A 20,113-nucleotide genomic window follows, 5' to 3' on the forward strand; every position below is an offset into this window, starting at 1 on the left:
TTTCTCTATAAACTTATTAATAAATTAATCTGATCAGTTTTGGATTAGAAAATTGGCATGGTATAGGTCAAGTAGATACGGCTTTGTTCCTGCTTTGTTCCTGTACTTTTTTTGAATTTTCCGTATTGAGCGGTAAAACCTAAATTTTTGAATTTGCCTTCCGGCACTTTATAACGCAAGGTATAGTCAATTTCGGACTCAGTTGCACAACCACATTTACCAAAGTCACGTCCTTGTACTTTCAGGAACGATACATTTAAGCCTTTTAAGTATTGATTATTGAAGTCATATCGATAGCCATACCATGTGGACTTTTCGCCTGCATTAGTAAAGTTCTGCAACAAACGATTTGTTGGCAAATAAATGAACGTACCATCCGCACCATTATCTAAACTGCCCTGATTCATATGCAGAAAATCGCCATCATCACCAATTTTTTGCGCGCCAAATTGCAGCTGATGATTTTTAAATTTGTATTTGAAGTCTACACTGGCTGTCTGATTATCTACTTTGGCACCATAGCCTTTTTCACCACGCTCATTAGCTCCAGTCGCTTGAGTATCAAATAAACGTAAGTCCGTATTAAAACTCTGGTTTTCACTGAATGGAAATTTGTGTTTCACGCCGATAAATTGCTGTACATAAAAATCATCTAGCTCACCTGCATAGTACTGTAGCGTTAAATTTTTATTGGGCTTCCAGTCCGCACCGCCAAACATAAACCCATCACTGGTTTCGGTCGCGCCTTTAATAGAAAGCTTTGACGCATCTCGTGATGCACGTGGAATTGCTTTAGTGACGTAACCACCCGTTAAAGTCAATCCCTTTACATCTTTAGAAGTGACTTGACCACCTAAATAGGCAGATTCGAGCAAGCGAGCAAAGCTTCGACTTAAAATGGGCAAATTAGGGCGTAACTCTCCGACTTTTACATCAGTTTTCTGATAGCGCGCTTTTAAAGTGGGATATGCACGTGTCCAATAATTTGTTGGACTACCATCACCCTCTAAAGGAAACATCAACGAATTTTTGGCTTTATCTTTACTGCCGTCTAAACGTATACCTGCTGCCGCAGTCGCATCTAAACCAAAACCGACTTGACCTTCGGTAAAGCCAGATTGATAACTCAATTCAATACCTTGTCCCCAAACTGTCGAATCTTTATCGTTAGGCTCTTGATCTTGATCAAAATAATAATTTTTAAAATCTATTTCTGCTTTACTATCTTTAATAAATTCTGCTTGTGCTGCCTGCATTGTCAGCATGGGGGTGAAAACCATACAGCAGATGAGTGCTTTGTAATTCAATGTCTAACCTCTTTGGTCCTTGAGAAATACTGCAATAACCTAAAGACTCTGTATGACAATACACTTGCAATCCCATGACAATTACATGAAAAATAAAACAAATGTTTAATATAAATATTTGATAATATAAAAATTAGAGTTATTTTTTTTAAGTACTTATATACGAAAAAAGTTGACCATTAAAAGAACTGCAAGCACTCCATTTTTTGACTGCTAAGCTCTAAGCCTGATTTTAAAGAAGATTGCTCAAGAACTTTTATAAAACCTTGTTTAGAATAAAATTGAGTAGCTCGTAAATTACTTAATTCAACACGAAGTACAATTTTTGTATAACCTTGGTTTGCTGCATATTTTGTAGACTAGATATTAAAAGATCAGCAACACTGTTTCCCCGATAATTCTCATACAACCACATTGCAACTACAGTAAATTCATGCTGTTTATCAATAGTACCTCCAACCATGCCTACAGCTCTCATTCCGTCAAATGCCAATAGAAACTGGCATGGTCTTTTTTGCGCCGCTCTATCATGCTATTCAGAATCACTATGAGTTTTAGTTTTTTCAAAAGTTGCTGTAAATGCATCGGGACTGTCTTGTAACGCTTCTAGCCGTAAATTTTTCAGTATCTCCCAATCTGATTCAACAGTTGGACGTACAGTAACTGTGCCCATTTTTTATTTTATCTGTCATCTATTTGCTTAAAATCATAACGTTTAGAATTGAAGTCTTGTAAAAAATTTGAAAGCAATAAAGATCAACGATGATTATCACACTGACGCAGACCAAAAATTTAGCTATTACTCATGATTAGATTTGAAGATTTGAAGATTTGAAGATTTGAAGATTTGAAGATTTGAAGATTTGAAGATTTGAAGATTTGAAGATTTGAAGAAGAATATTATTTTTATCAAATTTAAAGCAAAAAAAAGAAGATAAAGCTTTAGGCTTGATCTTCTTGTTGACCGTAGAACCAAGTTGCTGCGATAAACAGAGAAAAACCAATAACTGACAACACTGGAGTAACCATATATTTCACACTCTAACTTTGATGACGTCATTATGTAAAAGTTTTATGACAGTTATATGACAAATATGAAATATTCAAAAATAATAAATATTATTTAATTTCAAAATCTTAGAAACAAAAACAAATCTTCTCCTCTAGTTATGTGACAAATATTTCATGAAATATGACAGTGAAAACGTCATTTTTAGGATATTGATGACAGCGAAACATGGCACTGTTAAACCCTATTAAACTTTCGGCCAAAGATTAAGCGAAATACCCACACAACTGTGTTTTTGTCTTATAATTTAGCCCGCTAGCTATCAGCCCGCTCAAGAGATATTTGTATGACAACTATTATCAAGCAAGATGACTTGATCACATCGGTAAAAGATGCGCTTCAGTTCATTTCTTACTATCACCCACAGGACTTCATCCAAGCGATGAGCCGTGCGTATGACCGTGAAGAAAACAAAGCCGCAAAAGACGCGATTGCACAAATTTTAATTAACTCTCGTATGTGTGCAGAAGGCCATCGTCCTATCTGTCAAGATACGGGTATTGTGAACGTATTTCTTGAAGTGGGCTTAGACGTTAAATTTGATTTAACCATGAGCCTAGACGATGCAATTAACGAAGGTGTACGTCAAGGTTATCTTGAAAACTCAAATATTCTTCGTGCATCAGTATTAGCTGATCCTGCTTTTGGTCGTAAAAATACCAAAGACAACACCCCTGCTGTAATTCACTACAAACTCGTTCCGGGTAATAAAGTTGATATTACTGTTGCTGCTAAGGGTGGTGGTTCAGAAAATAAATCTAAGCTTGCAATGCTTAACCCTTCTGACTCTATCGTAGATTGGGTAATTAAAACTGTTCCAACAATGGGTGCAGGTTGGTGTCCTCCTGGTATGCTCGGTATCGGTATTGGTGGTACTGCTGAAAAAGCCATGATGCTTGCAAAAGAAGCATTGATGGAAGAAATCAACATGGACGAATTACTTCGTCGTGGCCCACAAAACCAAATCGAAGAACTTCGTATCGAAATCTTCGAAAAAGTAAATGCTTTAGGTATTGGTGCTCAAGGTCTTGGCGGTTTAACCACTGTTCTTGATATCAAAATCAAAGACTACCCATGTCACGCTGCGGGTAAACCAGTGGGTATGATTCCTAACTGCGCTGCAACTCGTCATGCGCATTTCCAATTAGACGGTTCAGGTGTAGCGCATATTCAGGCGCCTAGCCTTGAAGACTATCCTGCAGTAACTTGGGATTCATCAACGTCTAAACGTGTTGACTTAGATAACATTACTCAAGAAGAAATGAACTCTTGGCAACCAGGTGACACACTACTTCTTAACGGTACAATCTATACAGGTCGTGACGCTGCGCACAAACGTATGGTTGACATGTTAAACAAAGGTGAAGAACTTCCAGTTGACCTAAAAGGTAAATTTATTTACTACGTTGGCCCTGTTGATCCAGTCGGTGACGAAGTCGTTGGTCCAGCTGGCCCAACAACTGCAACTCGTATGGATAAGTTCACACGTCAAGTACTTGAAGCAACTGGTATGTTCGGTATGATTGGTAAAGCGGATCGTGGTCCTGCTGCTGTTGAAGCAATCAAAGACAACAAAGCGACTTACCTTATGGCTGTCGGCGGTGCTGCTTACTTAGTATCGAAAGCGATTCGTGAAGCTGAAGTTGTAGCATTTGCTGACTTAGGTATGGAAGCGATCTACAAATTTGTTGTAAAAGACATGCCGGTATCTGTAGCTGTTGACGTAAATGGTACTTCTGTTCATGCAACTGCACCAAAAATCTGGCAAGCAAAAATTGGTAAAATCCCAGTAGTTGATGCTGCTGCGAACTAATTTCGCCACGTTCAAGATCAAAAAAAAGCACCCCATCGGGTGCTTTTTTATTGTCAATATTTAGACTGTCTGTCGAATGACATTCGCTATTTAATGCTTTCACACACTCAAAAACACGAGCTAATTACATTACCAAGTTAATGGATTCCACAGTTTAAAAGGCTTGGTCAACTGCACATCTTCCGCAGGATCATAATGAGGTGCTTTCAACTTCTGCGCACTTTTCCGCACTTTTCCAGTGTTTTGATCTTCTGCCACAAAGTTAAAACTGTTGGATTTCAACTCTGTAAATGCGATTTCATTTCGACCAATTTTTTCAGGCATGAGCAGCAATGGCCCTGAAACCGTTCTTTTACTGGATAAATTCTCTTCATCATATTTAATGAAGTAAGTTTGACCTGCTTCAACATCAAAGTCTAAATATTTAGGTTTTTGAAAATGATTCACCCCCAAAGGGCGACTCGATGATAAGCGGTAATTCCCCGCAGGTAACTCCACCCAGTAATAATGATTATTCAATAAACTTGGAATACGCTCACTGTTCAGAAATAAGCTGCTGGCCACAATTTCTTGACGATTCCATTTACTGTCTGGACGATATAAATACACAATCGCTGCTTGATCATGCTGAGCTTTCACTTCTTGAAAATGTCGGCCTTGTTTCTGATTGACCCAACCACCAATGGTAAACATACCCAATCGATATTGCTCAATATGACCCGGTGTACTTTCAGGATCCACAGGCTTTAATGTTGAAGCCAATGACGTTTGCTCAACGGCTGATTTTCCATGACAACCCAGCAGCGCTACACTGCTTAAAAGTAGAATTTCAACTCCACGCATGATTATCCCTCACTGCGTCTTTTTTTATTTTTACACTTTTGTTTTCAGTTTTTTACATTCAGGCATCCACGCCATCCTGCTGAGATTAACATTCTGCTTTTATTTTTGGAAATAAAAAACGTGTGCAAATCTTGGATTTACACACGTTTCAGACGAATAGCGCTTAAGCAGATTTAGAGTTCACAACTTTTAAATCTGACTTCGGTGCAGCTTCTTCAGTTTTCTTTGGTTGACGTTCTGATTTAAATTCAGGTTCCGCTTCACCATTAATCACCGCTTCATTGACGACAACCGTACCCACATCTGAACGACTTGGTAGGTCATACATCGTTTCAAGCAATGAATTTTCTAAAATCGAACGTAGACCACGTGCACCCGTATTACGGTCAAGGGCTTTTTTAGCCACGGCACGCAATGCTGAGTCTTCAAATACGAGGTCAACATTTTCCATTTCAAATAAATATTGGTACTGACGTGTCAATGCATTTTTTGGTTCAGTCAGAATCTGCATCAATGCTTCTTCGTCGAGTTCTTCCAAGGTTGCAATGACTGGCAAACGACCAATAAATTCAGGAATCAGACCGAATTTAACCAAATCTGTCGCTTCAACTTGGCGGAATAAGTCAGATAATTTTTTAGTTTCATCTTTCTTACGCACTTCAGCTGTAAAGCCAATACCTCCTTTTTCCTGACGCTGCTGTACGATTTTCTCTAGACCAGAGAATGCGCCACCACAGATAAACAGGATATTTGAAGTATCAATTTGAATAAATTCTTGCTGTGGATGCTTACGACCACCTTGAGGCGGAATCGACGCAACCGTACCTTCGATCATTTTCAATAACGCTTGCTGAACACCCTCACCCGATACATCACGAGTAATCGATGGGTTTTCAGACTTGCGGGTAATTTTGTCGATTTCATCGATATAGATAATGCCTTTTTGTGCTTTTTCTACATCGTAATCGGCTTTTTGAAGGAGTTTTTGAACAATGTTCTCAACGTCTTCACCCACATAACCAGCTTCAGTTAAAGTCGTTGCATCTGCCATCGCAAATGGCACATCTAAAAGACGAGCAAGTGTCTGAGCAAGCAGTGTTTTACCTGAACCAGTTGGTCCAACCAACATAATATTACTTTTCGAAATCTCTACTCCGTCTTCTGGTTTTTTACCACTGGTGCCAACTTTTAGACGTTTATAATGGTTGTATACCGCAACAGAGAGAGTCTTTTTCGCAACATCTTGACCAATCACATATTGGTCAAGCGCAGCACGGATTTCATGCGGTTTTGGTAAAGGACGAGTTGCCCAGTCATTTGATTCAACTTGCTGACTGGTCTGAACTAGGTCAAGACATACGTCCACACACTCATTACAGATGTACGCGTCCTCACCTGCAATCAGTTTCCCGACTTCAGACTGCGTTTTACCGCAAAATGAACAATGCTTTTGTCCTTGAGGATGTTCGGACATATTCACTCCAATAATTAATTCTTTAAAACTTATGGGCGTTTAGATAAAACTTCGTCCACAAGACCGTATTCTTTCGCAGCTTGCGCTGTCATAAAATTGTCACGGTCAGTATCTCGAGCAACAGTTTCGTAGTCTTGACCACTATGCTCTGCCATTAAACGATTTAAACGTTCTTTGATGAATAGAATTTCACGTGCATGAATTTCAATATCAGATGCCTGACCTCGGAAACCACCGAGTGGTTGGTGAATCATGACACGGGCATTTTCAAGACAGTAACGTTTGCCTTTAGCACCGGCGTTAAGCAGGAATGCACCCATCGATGCTGCTTGCCCCATGCAGTAAGTCACAACATCAGGTTTAATAAATTGCATGGTATCGTAAATCGCCATACCCGCAGTAACCGAACCGCCTGGTGAGTTGATATATAAATGAATATCTTTATCTGGGTTTTCTGCTTCTAAGAACAACATTTGGGCAACAATCAAATTTGCCATGTTGTCTTCAACTTCACCGGTTAAAAAAATCACACGTTCACGCAAAAGGCGTGAATAAATATCAAAAGAACGCTCGCCACGAGATGACTGTTCTACCACCATTGGTACTAGTGCGTTTTCAATTGTTGGAACATACATACGTTATTTATTCCTAAATTTTTCTGACTCAACCCATAATTCACAATATGAGGGATATTTGTCGAAATTGCAAAAGATTCCCAATTAAATAACAGATATTTTTTTCATAAGCATTGTGAAATCAGGACAACTTATTTGGGGGCAAATTTCGATAAAAAAAGGCGCTTAATGCGCCTTTTTTTGAAAGCTAGAAATTAGCCTTGTTGACGAGCTTGTTGCTCTTTCAATAAGTCTTCATAGCTCACAGTTGTATCAGTTACTTTAGCAGAAGCTAAGATGTGATCTACAACTTGGTCTTCTAGAATAACAGCTTCGATTTGAGCACGTTGCTGTTTATCGTTGTTGAAGTATTCAATTACTTCTTTAGGATCTTCGTAAGAAGAAGCCATGTCTTCGATGTAAGCATCAACACGTGCAGCATCAACTTCAATTTTAGCATCAGCTAATACTTTGCTGACTAATACGCCAAGTTTAACTGATTTTTCAGCTTGCTCTTTGAATAGGTCATCTGGAAGCATGCTTGAATCAAACGCTTTAGCGCCTTGAGCACCAAACTGTTGAGTGAATTGTTGGATCATTTGTTGACGTTGACGGTCAATTTCTTGAGCAACCATTGCTTCTGGAAGTTCTACTTCGTTTGCAGCTACAAGCGCATCAAAAGTTGCACCTTTCACTTGGTTACGAAGACCGTTTTTCACTTCACGTTCCATGTTTTTACGCACGTCAGCTTTCAGTTTTTCAACGCCTTCTTCTTCAGTTAGACCGAAGATTTTTAAGAATTCAGCATCAACTTCTGGAAGTTTTTGTTTTTCAACAAGCTTAACAGTGATTTTGAATTGAGCAGCTTTACCAGCAAGGTTTTCAGCTTGGTAGTCTTCAGGGAAAGTTACATCGATAACTTTCTCTTCGCCTTTCTTCATACCAACGATACCGTCTTCGAAGCCAGGGATCATACGACCAGAACCAAGAACGAGTTTAAAGTCTTCAGCAGCGCCGCCTTCAAACTTCTCGCCATCAACAGTACCTTCAAAGTCGAAAGTTACTTGCATGTCTTTTTTAGCCATGCCTTTAGTTTCAACCCATGAAGCGCGTTGTTTTTGAAGATTTTCAATCATCTTCTCAACGTCTTTGTCGTCAACTGAAGTTGTTTTACGTTCAACTTCTAGACCTTCGAACTTAACTTCAACTTCTGGATAAACTTCTACAGTTGCTTCATAAACTAAAGCATCATCTTTCATTTCAGTTTTTTCAATGTTTGGCATACCAACAGCATTGATTTTTTCTTGTTGGATCGCTTCGAATACTGTGTCACGAATGATGTCGTTTACAACTTCTTGATAGATACCAGCACCGTATTCACGACGAACAACGTTTACAGGTACTTTACCTGGACGGAAGCCGTTGATCTTCACAGTTTTGGCAGTGCGTTTCAAGCGAGCTTCAAACTGCTCGTTAATACGGCTCGTCGGTACAGATACATTTAAACGACGGGCAACGCCCGAAACCGCTTCAGAAGTTACTTGCATGGCTTCCTCGATAATTTGTTAGTTAAAACAGTTTTAAAAAAAAGTGCCACATTATATGACAACAATTAAAGATATACAAAAATGGATTATAACACTATAAATTCAAGCATGGATGCCCTTCTTATCTTTAGAATTTTTCAGCTTTTTTCGAAGAAATATTGATTATTTTTTAATTCACTATTGAAAATGAGAAACTTTCTCACTATTATTCTTAATGATATTTTTTTAATTTATTTTCATATATTTATCTCGTCCATATTTGGAATTCTTTTATGAGTAAATTTAATCTCAACCCACTTTCCGCTGCTTTATTTGGGGCAATTGTAACCACCACGAGTTTCGCACATGCTGAAACGACTGAATCTCAAGCTCAACAGATGGAAACCATTGTTGTTTCTGCAGCGGGCTTTGAACAAAAGATCAAGAATGCTCCTGCTTCAATTACCGTGATTACGGCTGAAGACTTAAAAAATAAACGAATTACATCCGTTGCAGATGCATTAAGTGATGTAGAAGGTGTCGATATTAGCCCTACAGCAGGGAAAACCGGCGGATTAAATATTCGTATTCGTGGTATGGACGCCGAATATACCTTGGTTTTAATTGATGGCCGCCGACAAAATAGTACAGGTGACATTGCCCCTAATGGATTTGGTGAGTCGAATAATAGTTTTATCCCCCCTGTTTCGGCTATCCAACGCATCGAAGTCATCCGCGGACCAGCTTCTACTTTATATGGTTCTGATGCAATTGGTGGTGTAGTCAATATCATTACCAAAAAAGTTTCACCTGAATGGACTGGTTCGGTCACGTTAGAAGGGACAGTACTGCCAAATCACTCAGACTTTGGTAACCAACGCGCTGTCGATGCATTTTTAACAGGGCCAATCATTCAAGATTTATTGGGCTTACAAATCCGTGCACGTAAAGCGGAACGTGATCAATCAGATTTAATACGTAGTGATGACGATGATACTGGTGCTGAACTTAGTGGCGGAAATAGCCCAACTAAATCAGATCTAGAAACTATCGGTGCTCGCTTAACCCTGACACCGCACAGCGACCATGATATTTCAGTTGAATATGAAAAAACTGAACAATGGTATGACAATAGCAAAGGTCAATTAGGGACGCTTGGCGCAAACGGTGGTTATGGTGATGCTCAAGAATATAACCGTGAGAAAATGATCCTCGCACATACTTGGAATAATGCTATTGGCAAACTTGAGTCAAGTATTATCAATACTCAAACAGAAACGGTTGGACGTTTAATTCCTGCACGTGCACAAGGAATGTCAACAGCCATCACTCCTCGTGTGTTAGAAAGTGAAGATACTATTTTTGATACTAAATTTACCACTCAACATTTTGAAGACCACCGTATTACTCTAGGCGGTCAATGGTGGGAAGCCAGTATCAGTGATGGTTTGCGTGTAAAAAAAGAAGTTTCTTTTGAGCAATTGGGTCTATTCGCCGAAGATACTTGGTCGCTGAACGACAATCTTGCATTAACACTTGGTCTTCGTTATGACGACCACGATACGTTTGGTGACTTTTGGACACCACGTGCATATTTGGTATGGAATGCAAATGAAAACTGGACCTTCAAAGGCGGATATAGTGAAGGTTATAAAGCCCCACGTTTAGAACGTTTAACTGATGGTGTGGTCAATGTCAGTGGTCAGGGTCGTACACCAACTTTTGGCAACCCAAATCTAAAACCTGAAACCAGCAAGAACTTTGAGTTTGGTACATACTTTTCTACCAATAATAATTTTGACTTCAACGTAACAGCTTTCTTTAGCCAAATTGAAGATAAAATTATGACGGGCAATAAAGAAATTAGCTGTAATACTGATAACACAACAACTTCGGGTATTAATTGGTCTAAAGCGGACTGTGAAGCATTCATGGCGTCGGTGGGAACGCCGTGGGTGATGGATTATAACCGTGGCAAACCAGATTCATGGAATGTGACTCGTCCTGTGAATGCCGAAGAAGCTGAAGTTTATGGTATTGAAGCTGGTTTAAACTGGGCATTTGCCGACAATTGGAAATTTGGACTGAACTACACTTGGACTGAAACTGAAATTAAAGATAGCAGTTTAGGCAATCCTGTACTTAATGACACACCAGAACACATGGTCAATGCGTCGCTTAAATGGCAAGCTGCTGACTTTGTGAATTTATGGGCGCGTGGCGAGTATCGAAGTGAACGTGCACGTTTCACCTCAACCTATGACAATCTAACTGTAGCGAATCAACAGGTTTATGACGCCCTAGGTGACTACAAGGAATACGCATTATTACACGTCGGTTCAAACTTTAATGTAACGCCAAACTGGGATATAGGTGTTGCTCTGTACAATATATTTGATAAAAACTTTAACGATTACGAGAAAGTCGCAGATAGCTATTACAACCGTTATAGCAATACTCAGGAAGGCCGCCGTGTACAATTAAGTACAACCTTTAAATTCTAAATAACCGCATAATAAAAAACCTGCTTCGGCAGGTTTTTTTGCATAAATAATTTACGATTACTTCTTATTTAATTCACAATCATGTCTATATTTATAATCTCAATTAAACATAAAAAAACAATACATTTTATCAATATTTAAATAAAACATAGTCTTAATTAATACTTGTTATATCATTACATTAAATAGGACTATCACAATATGATTATTTATCGTGATTTACAATTACATAAAGATGTAAGAAAAAATAAGAATCATTATTATTCGCATACAAATTCACTATTCCAAATCGGGTTCGAAATGACCTTCATTAAAACACGTAAGAAAATTGTTTCTTCAGCAATTGCTTCTTCACTTTCTGTTATTGCTGTTAATGCAGTCGCGCAAGAGCAAGTTACTCAACTTCCAACGATTAACCAAGAAGTTGCTGCTGAAAAAGCACCAAGCTTAAAAGTTGATAAATCTGCGAATGCTAAATTTGTTGCTCCACTTCTTGATACACCAAAATCAGTATCAGTGATTTCTAAGCAACTGATTGAAGATACGCAAGTCACAACTTTAAGTGATGCTTTACGTACAGTACCTGGAATTACCCTTGGTGCTGGTGAAGGCGGCAACCCAAATGGCGACCGTCCATTTATCCGTGGCTACAGCTCTGAAAGCTCAATGTATTTAGATGGTATTCGTAATTCAACCTCACAAAACCGTGAAATGTTTGCCATAGAACAAGTTGAAGTCACCAAAGGTTCTGCTTCTGCTATGGGTGGTGCAGGTACTGTTGGCGGTAGCATCAACATGATTTCTAAAGTGGCCAAAAAAGGTGACTTTTTAGAAGGTACTGTTGCTGGCGGTACAGATGCTTACGCACGTGTGACGCTTGATGGCAACAAAGATTTTGGCAATGGGATTGCTGCACGTGTTGCCGTTATGGGACACATGAATGAGAAAGCAGGTCAAGCTGACGGTGCTGAATACAAACGTGCAGGTATTGCCCCTAGTATTACTTTTGGCTTAGACACCCCTACTCGTGCAACTTTAAGTTATTACTATTTAAAATCGGATGACACTCCAGATTCAGGTGTTCCATATTGGGATGCTGGTTTAAGTAAACCACAGGGTAAACCTGCGGAAGTAAAACAAGGCGTTTATTATGGTTGGAAAGATCGTGACTTCCAAAAACAAGAAAACCAAGCAGGAACAATCAAGTTAGAACATGATTTAACTGACAACTTAACCCTCACAAACACTGCAATGTACAGCAAATCTAAAAATGATTATGTTTGGACAAACCCTGATGACTCCAAAGGCAATGTAGCCAATGGCAAAGTATGGCATCGTCAAAACTCTGCCATCACAGATAGCGATACCTTTACAAATCAATTAGCATTGACAGGTAAATTCGCTACAGGTGCCATTAATCACAGTTTTAATGTCGGTGCTGAATATAGCAAGCAAGAAACTGACAAAGGTGGTTATAACATCATTAACAGTAAAGATGGCAAAGTTTCCTCAACGGGGTTTTACAGCGACTGTAAAGACCTTTCAAGCAATTGGTGTACTTCTCTAAACAATCCAACTCAAAAACCATTTTTAGATCGTCTAGAAGCCCGCCAAGACTTTGATGCCACGGTTGAAAGCACTTCTGTATATTTATTAGATAGTATTGAAATCACACCACAATGGTTACTTGATCTTGGTGTGCGCTGGGACAAGTTTGAAGCTGAACAAAACTTTCGTGCTACATCTTCAGCTGCTGCATATACAGCTAACAATGATTCAGACTTCTTTACATATCAATCAGGTATAACCTTTAAACCTGTTGAAAATGGTTCAATTTATGCAAGTTATGCTACCTCTGCCAGTCCTGTTGGCTTAAATGCTGGTTGGGGAGATAACAGCGAAACCATAAATGCTAATAACCAAATGATCGATCCTGAAGAAGCACAAACTTACGAGTTGGGTACTAAGTGGGATCTGTTAAATGATCGTTTGAATTTAACAGCAGCGATCTTCCGTACTGAAAAACAAAATACTCGTGTACAACTTGACCCAACAACTTATGCGAATGTAGGTGAAAGTAAAGTTGATGGTGTTGAATTAGGATTAAATGGTCAAATTACCGATAAATGGGATATTTCGGCAGGTTATACTTATCTTAATAGTGAATTAACAAAAAATGGTAAATCATGCCGTGGTTCAGGTTCAACAGCAACTTGTACAGATAATGCCATTTATAATGGCAACCAAATGCCTAATGTACCTAAACAAGCAGCAACATTATGGACTACCTATAAGATATTGCCGCAATTAACTTTGGGTGGTGGTGCAGTATATTCAGACAAAGTTTATGGTGATGTTGCAAACATCAAATGGGCTCCATCTTATGTACGCTACGATGCTATGGCGCGTTTTACCGTTAACAAAAATGTGGATTTACAGTTGAATGTAAATAACCTTTCTGACAAACGTTATTTCACTAAAGCCTACGCATCTCACTATGCCACTGAAGCAGAAGGTCGCAGCGCAGTTCTGTCTATAAACTTCAAATACTAAGAAGAAATAAATACCATAAATAATTTATGGTATTGACTCAAATAGCCTCGCTTCGAGGCTATTTTTGTATATGATCGAAACACAAACATTACATTTCAAAAGGTCAGACCGTGATTCACCATATTCCAAATGTATTGAGTAAAGAACAGGTCAACTACTTCCGCACAGAAATGCAAAAAGTAGAATGGATTAATGGTCAAAAAACTACGGGCTCACTGTCTAAAAATGTTAAAAATAACCAACAGCTAGATATAGACCATCCATTAACACAGCATTTAGGTGACATTATTCTGCATGAATTGTCACAACACGCGCTTTTTACATCGGCAGCCCTACCCCTCAATATTTTGCCGCCCTATTTTAATCGCTATGAAAATGGTGAAACGTTTGGTTTCCATGTCGACAATGCCATTCGCTGGATGCCTGACAGCAATCAAAAAATTCGTACCGATTTGTCCTGCACGATTTTTCTAAGTGAACCCGAAGAATATGAAGGCGGTGAACTTGTGGTAGAAGACACCTATGGCTACCACGAAGTGAAATTGCCTGCCGGAGATTTGATTTTGTATCCATCTACCAGTGTGCATGAAGTTACTCCCGTGACTGCAGGCTGTCGTATTGCGTCATTTTTTTGGTTGCAAAGTATGATCCGTGAAGATGCTGAGCGTCACATGTTATTTAATCTCGATCAAAGCATTCAAAATTTGCGTATGCAATTGGGTGATGCACATAGTGAAGTCGTCAAGTTGACTAGTCTGTATCACAACCTTATCCGCAAATGGGCCGAAATTTAAAGCTTAAGGTCAATAGACATGGACAAACTACCAATGACTGATCACAACATTTTAGCGCCACTGACTCAGATTCCAGCTCATTTGCAAACCATTGCAGATTATGAAGTCGAGGCTGAAAAACACCTTTCCAACATGGTGTGGCAGTACTTGCAAGGCGGCTCGATGGATGAACACAGTGTCCGTGACAATTTATCTCAGTTTGAACAGATACAACTGCTACCACGTATGCTGAAAGATCTGACCCAAGGTCATACTCAAATCGAAATTTTAGGGCAACGTTTCCCGCATCCGATTTTTGTAGCGCCCATTGGTCATCAACAACAATTTCATCCTGATGCTGAAGCTGCAACAGCCCTCGCTGCCGAAGTCCTTGGCAGCAATATGATCCTCAGTACGTTTACCAATACAAATATGCGTAAGTTAAAGCAGGACAATCCACGCAAATGGTTTCAGCTGTATTGGCAAGGGGATCGGGAAAAATCTCTAGCTTTAGTGAAAATGGCTGAAGCGCATAATTATACGGCATTAGTGATTACGGTGGATTCACCGCATACTGGCATCCGCGATCGTGAACGTCGTGCGTTTTTTCATTTACCAGAAGGCATGCAACATCCGCATACGCCTGCACATATCCCATTGCCTGAGCTCAATGATGGCGACCATCCCGTATTTAACGGTCTGATGAAAATCGCACCAACATGGGCGGATATCCTTTGGCTCAGTCAAAACACCTCATTACCGATTATTTTAAAAGGCATTGTCAATCCACATGATGCTGAACTTGCCCTGCAACACGGTGTGCAAGGCATTATTGTGTCGAATCATGGAGGGCGCGTACTGGATAGTTGCATTTCCCCTCTCACCGCTTTAGAACTGATTAAAAAAGTTGTGCCTACGGATTTTCCAGTTTTATATGATGGTGGTATTCGTCGAGGTTCAGATGTGTTTAAAGCGATAGCCTTGGGTGCATCTGCCGTATTAGTTGGACGTCCTTGCATTTATGGTTTAGCGACTGCGGGGGCTTTAGGCGTTGCCCATGTACTCAAAATACTGAAAGAAGAATTTGAGATTACGATGGCATTGATGGGAACAGCCACCGTCGATGAGATCAATAAAGATTATATTTTTCAAAAAAGCTAATTTTATAGAAAAATATTTTCCAGCAATGGCATCTTGACGCAAAAATAGGAAATTATTTCCGGAATATATGGACTAATATTTAGTTATACATTTACGAGCTTACGGTAAAGCTAAGTCATGTGAATCTTTACAGATTTATTTCGACTTTCGACTAAAGACTCCGATATTAAACTTGTAAATTGCTAGAATAGACACAATCTATATAAGTAGTACCTTGCCGTTTATCCACGACATTTATCCACGGTGCTATAAGGAGTTTTCACATGATGTTGGCAGATCCAAGCAAAAAATACCGTCGCATGTACCAACGTGTAGACTTACCAGACCGTCAATGGCCAAATAACGAAATCAATAAAGCGCCGATCTGGATGAGTACCGACCTTCGTGACGGTAACCAAGCGATCTTCGAGCCAATGAACATTGAACAAAAGTTCAAAATGTTCCAAATGCTTGTGAAAATTGGTTTCAAACACATTGAAATCGGCTTCCCTTCTGCATCACAAATCGACTTTGATTTCACGCGTTTGTTGATCGAAGGCGGTCATATTCCCGATGATGTGTACATCGAAGTTTTGGTTCAAGCACGTGATCATTTGATTCAACGTACATTTGAATCATTACAAGGTGCAAAACGTGCCATCGTGCATATCTACAACTCAAATTCTCCAACCTTCCGCAATAAAGTGTTGAATGTTGACGTTGCTGGTGCAAAACAATTAGCGATTAACGCTGCAACGAAAGTCAAAGAATACGCTGCAAAACAGCCTGAAACTGAATTTGTATTCCAATACAGTCCAGAGTGTTTTACTGCAACAGAATTAGAAGTCGCTAAAGATGTCTGTGATGCTGTCACTGAAATTTGGGAAGCATCTCCAGAGAACAAAGTTATTTTAAACTTGCCTGCAACGGTTGAAGTTTCAGGTCCGAACGTCTATGCCGACCAAGTGGAATGGATGCACCGCAACATTCAACGCCGTGACGGTGTGATTATTTCTGTGCACTGTCATAACGACCGTGGCTGTGGTATCGCCGCTTCTGAGTTGGCGATTATGGCTGGTGCTGACCGTGTCGAAGGTTGTGTGTTTGGTAATGGTGAACGTACAGGTAACGTGGACGTTGCAGCGATTGCATTGAACATGTATACCCAAGGTGTTGCGCCAAACTTAGATTTCTCAAACATTAACGAAATCATTTCAATCATTGAAGAATGCACAGGCTTGCCGGTACACCCTCGTCATCCGTATGCTGGTGATTTGGTCTTCACCGCGTTCTCTGGTTCACACCAAGATGCCATTAAAAAAGGTTTCGAGTTCCAAAAGAACGAAGAAATGTGGGATATGCCTTATTTGCCAATCGACCCGAAAGACTTGGGCCGCGACTATGATGCCGTGATTCGCGTCAACTCACAGTCTGGTAAAGGCGGTATTGCGTACTTGTTAGAATCAAATTACAACGTGGTGTTGCCTCGTCGTATTCAAATTGAGTTCTCGCAAATCGTACAGCAAAAAACAGATGAAGACGGCACCGAGATTTCTGCACAAGCGATCTGGTCATTATTTAAAGACACCTATGTGGCGGCCAAAGATACACATTATGCGGCGAAAAACTACCGCTTACATGATGAAAATGGCAAGCAAGTCATTGAACTCGATATCGAAGTGAACGGTGAGATCCAGCAATTACGTGGTGAAGGCAACGGCCCAATTTCTGCTATCTTAAATGCATTGCAGTTGCCGATTGATGTCTTGAACTATGAAGAACGTAGTATCAGTTCTGGTGCGCATGCCAAAGCATTAGCTTTAATTGAACTTCAAGTGAAAGGTACAGGTAAGTCTGCATTCGGCGCAGGTGTACATGACAACATCGTGACTGCATCCATCGAAGCGATTATTGCCAGCACTAACCGTTTAATTGAACAAGGTGTTTTAAGTACTGAACAAGTGATTGCTGCTGCAGTCTAATTCAATGCTATAAATATTAAATAGCAATAAAATGACTTTAGAAGGATACCCTCAAGTGGTATCCTTTTATTATTCATACTAAAGATTTAAGGCGAATTATTCCTGTGTCTTTTCCAGCTGACTCAGTGGGCTTAGTTACCCCACAAAAGTTTATTTTTGAAGAGCCGTTAGAGCTCGAATGCGATCGCATACTCCCACGTTTTGAGCTCATGGTTGAAACTTATGGCGAACTGAATGCAGACAAATCTAATGCAATTTTGATTTGTCATGCTCTGTCAGGCCATCACCATGCAGCAGGTTATCATCATGAAGATGACCGTAAACCGGGTTGGTGGGACGCATGTATTGGACCAGGCAAAGCCATTGATACGTCAAAATTCTTTGTCGTAGCATTAAATAATATTGGCGGCTGTAGCGGTTCTACTGGACCGACCTCTCCAAATCCTGAAAATGACAATCGCCCTTATGGTCCTGATTTCCCATTAGTGACTGTCCGTGACTGGGTCAAAACCCAAGCCATGTTGTCTGATCGTTTAGAAATTCAGCAGTGGTATGCGGTGATTGGCGGCTCTTTAGGCGGTATGCAAGCTCTACAATGGTCTGTGGACTATCCAGATCGTTTACAAAAGTGCGTGATTATTGCCAGTACACCAAAACTGTCTGCGCAAAACATTGCCTTTAACGAAGTGGCGCGTCAGTCGATTTTGTCTGACCCTGATTTCCATGATGGTCGCTATTTAGAAAATGATAGTTATCCTAAGCGAGGTTTGATCTTGGCCCGTATGGTGGGTCATATCACTTACCTCTCTGAAGAAGCCATGAAACAAAAATTTGGCCGTGACTTAAAGTCAGGTAAATTTATGTATGGCTTTGACGTCGAATTCCAAGTCGAAAGTTATTTGCGTTATCAAGGTGAGCAATTTAGCCGTAACTTTGATGCCAATACCTATTTGATCATGACCAAGGCTTTAGATTATTTCGATCCATCACGTGAATATGAGCAATCATTAAAAACCGCGATGTCTAAAACCAAGTGTCAATTTTTAGTTGTTTCATTTACAACGGACTGGCGTTTTGCCCCTGCTCGTTCGCAAGAAATTGTAGATGCATTAATTAGCAATCATAAGCCTGTGAGCTATGTGGATATTGATGCTGAACAAGGCCATGACTCTTTCTTGTTCCCGATTCCGTTATATGTGAAAAGCTTACGTGCATTCCTAGGCGGTGTAAAACACCTGCAAGAAACACCGAAGGAGACCAACTAATGCGTATTGATCATCAACTGGCTGAACGTTGGATTAAACCAGATTCAAGCGTACTCGATTTAGGGTGTGGTGACGGTGAACTGCTTGCACATATGAGCAAAAAGCACAATATTCGTGCATATGGCTTAGAAATTGATCAAGAAAAGATTGCAATTGCAGTCAGTCGCGGGTTAAATATCATCCAACAGGACTTGAACTTAGGTTTAAGTCGCTTTGCCGACCAGTCTTTTGACTATGTGGTTATGGCACAAGCCTTGCAAGCTGTAGATGCGCCAGACGTTCTCTTAAGAGACATGGTGCGTGTGGGGAAACAGGCTATTATTACCTTTCCAAACTTTGCACATTGGAAGACTCGTTCTTTCCTTGCATTAAAAGGAATGATGCCCGTTTCAGACGCGTTACCCTATATGTGGTATAACACGCCCAATATTCATTTATGTACTTTCCGTGATTTTGAAGCGCTGTGTGCTGAAAATAACATCCGGATTATTAACCGACTTGCCGTGAATGGGGATCAACAAGACAGTTTACTCAGTAAACGTCTCCCAAATCTATTTGGTGAAGTCGCAATTTATCGAGTGAGCGCTCTATGAAAAAATTATTATTAAGCACGACGCTACTGATTGGACTTTTTAGCATACAAGCCCATGCGGATTATGTTGCTCCATCATCTTCAGTTTCTAGCCAAGCTGCTCAATATTCAATTATGGATATTCACAGCTTAAGTAAAGCTGCTAAAGCAGGTCAGCCCGGTGCTCAGTTTTACTTAGGCACTAAATATCAACAAGGTAAAGACGTTGCCAAAGATGAACGTCAAGCTTTTGCATGGTATAAGGCTGCTGCTGATCAAGGTTTATCTGCAGCACAGCTTAATGTAGGTCGTATGCTCGCTGATGGCATTGGGACTAAAAAAGATGAAGCGCTTGCTCGTCAATATTTCGAAAAAGCAGCCAGCCGTGGTGATAACCGCGCAAGCTTTAACTTAGCCATGATGGAAGAGCAAAAGAAAAACTACATGGGTGCATACCAATGGTATGAGCTTTCTACCCGTGATGGCATGCTCGACAACAAAGTGATTAGCTTGTCTGAAGGTAAGAAAACGGCATTGGCAGCCAACTTAAGCCAAGACCAAATTCGTCAAGCACGTGACCGTGCAGACAAATGGATTCAAGCACAATAAGTTTTTGAATCTTAAAAAGCACCTTCGGGTGCTTTTTTATTGCCTGTCAACCACAGCATCTTGTTAAAAT

General features: G+C 40.0%; 15 protein-coding genes and 1 pseudogene. 9 read left to right on the forward strand and 7 right to left on the reverse strand.

What is annotated here, in order from left to right; all coding sequences use genetic code 11:
* Nucleotides 1–44: 44 nt before the first annotated feature.
* The 3 genes and pseudogenes from FTT99_RS10415 to FTT99_RS10420 form a co-directional block, all read right to left on the reverse strand.
* Complete coding sequence (locus FTT99_RS10415; RefSeq protein ID WP_180034916.1) at nucleotides 45–1,265, reverse strand: OprD family outer membrane porin; 1,221 nt, start codon at nucleotides 1,263–1,265, stop codon at nucleotides 45–47.
* Between the two features lie 221 nt (nucleotides 1,266–1,486).
* A pseudogene (locus tag FTT99_RS16625) lies at nucleotides 1,487–1,648 on the reverse strand (GNAT family N-acetyltransferase); the annotation flags it as partial.
* Between the two features lie 191 nt (nucleotides 1,649–1,839).
* Entirely contained in the window at nucleotides 1,840–1,980 is a 141-nt protein-coding gene (locus FTT99_RS10420; RefSeq protein WP_180131665.1) for a hypothetical protein, read from the reverse strand.
* Between the two features lie 682 nt (nucleotides 1,981–2,662).
* Here FTT99_RS10420 and FTT99_RS10425 point away from each other — a divergent pair.
* Complete coding sequence (locus FTT99_RS10425; protein WP_180131574.1) at nucleotides 2,663–4,189, forward strand: fumarate hydratase; 1,527 nt, start codon at nucleotides 2,663–2,665, stop codon at nucleotides 4,187–4,189.
* Between the two features lie 129 nt (nucleotides 4,190–4,318).
* Here the strand turns inward: FTT99_RS10425 and FTT99_RS10430 are convergent, their stop codons facing one another.
* The 4 genes from FTT99_RS10430 to tig form a co-directional block, all read right to left on the reverse strand.
* Nucleotides 4,319–5,032, reverse strand: a complete 714-nt coding sequence (locus FTT99_RS10430) for a DUF2846 domain-containing protein (RefSeq protein ID WP_180131572.1) — start codon at nucleotides 5,030–5,032, stop codon at nucleotides 4,319–4,321.
* Between the two features lie 163 nt (nucleotides 5,033–5,195).
* The gene (clpX, locus tag FTT99_RS10435; protein WP_078189661.1) at nucleotides 5,196–6,506 is read right to left on the reverse strand and encodes an ATP-dependent protease ATP-binding subunit ClpX; all 1,311 of its coding nucleotides are present in this window, start codon (nucleotides 6,504–6,506) and stop codon (nucleotides 5,196–5,198) included.
* 29 nt (nucleotides 6,507–6,535) lie between these two features.
* Complete coding sequence (gene clpP, locus FTT99_RS10440) at nucleotides 6,536–7,141, reverse strand: ATP-dependent Clp endopeptidase proteolytic subunit ClpP (protein WP_078192707.1); 606 nt, start codon at nucleotides 7,139–7,141, stop codon at nucleotides 6,536–6,538.
* Nucleotides 7,142–7,335: 194 nt separating this feature from the next.
* The gene (gene tig, locus FTT99_RS10445; protein ID WP_078192708.1) at nucleotides 7,336–8,667 is read right to left on the reverse strand and encodes a trigger factor; all 1,332 of its coding nucleotides are present in this window, start codon (nucleotides 8,665–8,667) and stop codon (nucleotides 7,336–7,338) included.
* Between the two features lie 272 nt (nucleotides 8,668–8,939).
* Between tig and FTT99_RS10450 the strand changes: the two genes are divergently transcribed.
* The 8 genes from FTT99_RS10450 to FTT99_RS10485 all read left to right on the forward strand — a co-directional run bounded on the left by FTT99_RS10450 (nucleotide 8,940) and on the right by FTT99_RS10485 (nucleotide 20,043).
* On the forward strand, nucleotides 8,940–11,150 hold the full coding sequence (locus FTT99_RS10450; RefSeq protein ID WP_180021071.1) for a TonB-dependent receptor domain-containing protein: 2,211 nt from the start codon (nucleotides 8,940–8,942) through the stop codon (nucleotides 11,148–11,150).
* Nucleotides 11,151–11,450: 300 nt separating this feature from the next.
* The gene (locus FTT99_RS10455; protein WP_180131569.1) at nucleotides 11,451–13,703 is read left to right on the forward strand and encodes a TonB-dependent siderophore receptor; all 2,253 of its coding nucleotides are present in this window, start codon (nucleotides 11,451–11,453) and stop codon (nucleotides 13,701–13,703) included.
* Between the two features lie 110 nt (nucleotides 13,704–13,813).
* On the forward strand, nucleotides 13,814–14,497 hold the full coding sequence (locus FTT99_RS10460) for a Fe2+-dependent dioxygenase (RefSeq protein WP_078192711.1): 684 nt from the start codon (nucleotides 13,814–13,816) through the stop codon (nucleotides 14,495–14,497).
* Nucleotides 14,498–14,530: 33 nt separating this feature from the next.
* Nucleotides 14,531–15,637 carry an alpha-hydroxy acid oxidase gene (locus tag FTT99_RS10465; RefSeq protein WP_180131577.1) on the forward strand — a complete coding sequence of 369 codons (1,107 nt, stop codon included), beginning with the start codon at nucleotides 14,531–14,533 and terminating at the stop codon, nucleotides 15,635–15,637.
* A 263-nt stretch (nucleotides 15,638–15,900) separates the two neighbouring features.
* Entirely contained in the window at nucleotides 15,901–17,598 is a 1,698-nt protein-coding gene (gene leuA, locus FTT99_RS10470) for a 2-isopropylmalate synthase (protein WP_078192712.1), read from the forward strand.
* A 104-nt stretch (nucleotides 17,599–17,702) separates the two neighbouring features.
* Entirely contained in the window at nucleotides 17,703–18,863 is a 1,161-nt protein-coding gene (locus FTT99_RS10475; RefSeq protein ID WP_078192713.1) for a homoserine O-acetyltransferase, read from the forward strand.
* Nucleotides 18,863–19,456, forward strand: coding sequence for a methionine biosynthesis protein MetW (gene metW, locus FTT99_RS10480; protein WP_067763682.1), 594 nt, complete (start codon nucleotides 18,863–18,865; stop codon nucleotides 19,454–19,456). The genes FTT99_RS10475 and metW overlap by 1 nt, the downstream gene beginning before the upstream one ends.
* Nucleotides 19,453–20,043, forward strand: a complete 591-nt coding sequence (locus tag FTT99_RS10485; RefSeq protein WP_078189669.1) for a tetratricopeptide repeat protein — start codon at nucleotides 19,453–19,455, stop codon at nucleotides 20,041–20,043. The genes metW and FTT99_RS10485 overlap by 4 nt, the downstream gene beginning before the upstream one ends.
* Nucleotides 20,044–20,113 lie beyond the last annotated feature (70 nt).

Origin of the sequence: Acinetobacter sp. YH12040, from assembly GCF_013420005.1 — a bacterium.
GTDB lineage: Bacteria > Pseudomonadota > Gammaproteobacteria > Pseudomonadales > Moraxellaceae > Acinetobacter > Acinetobacter amyesii.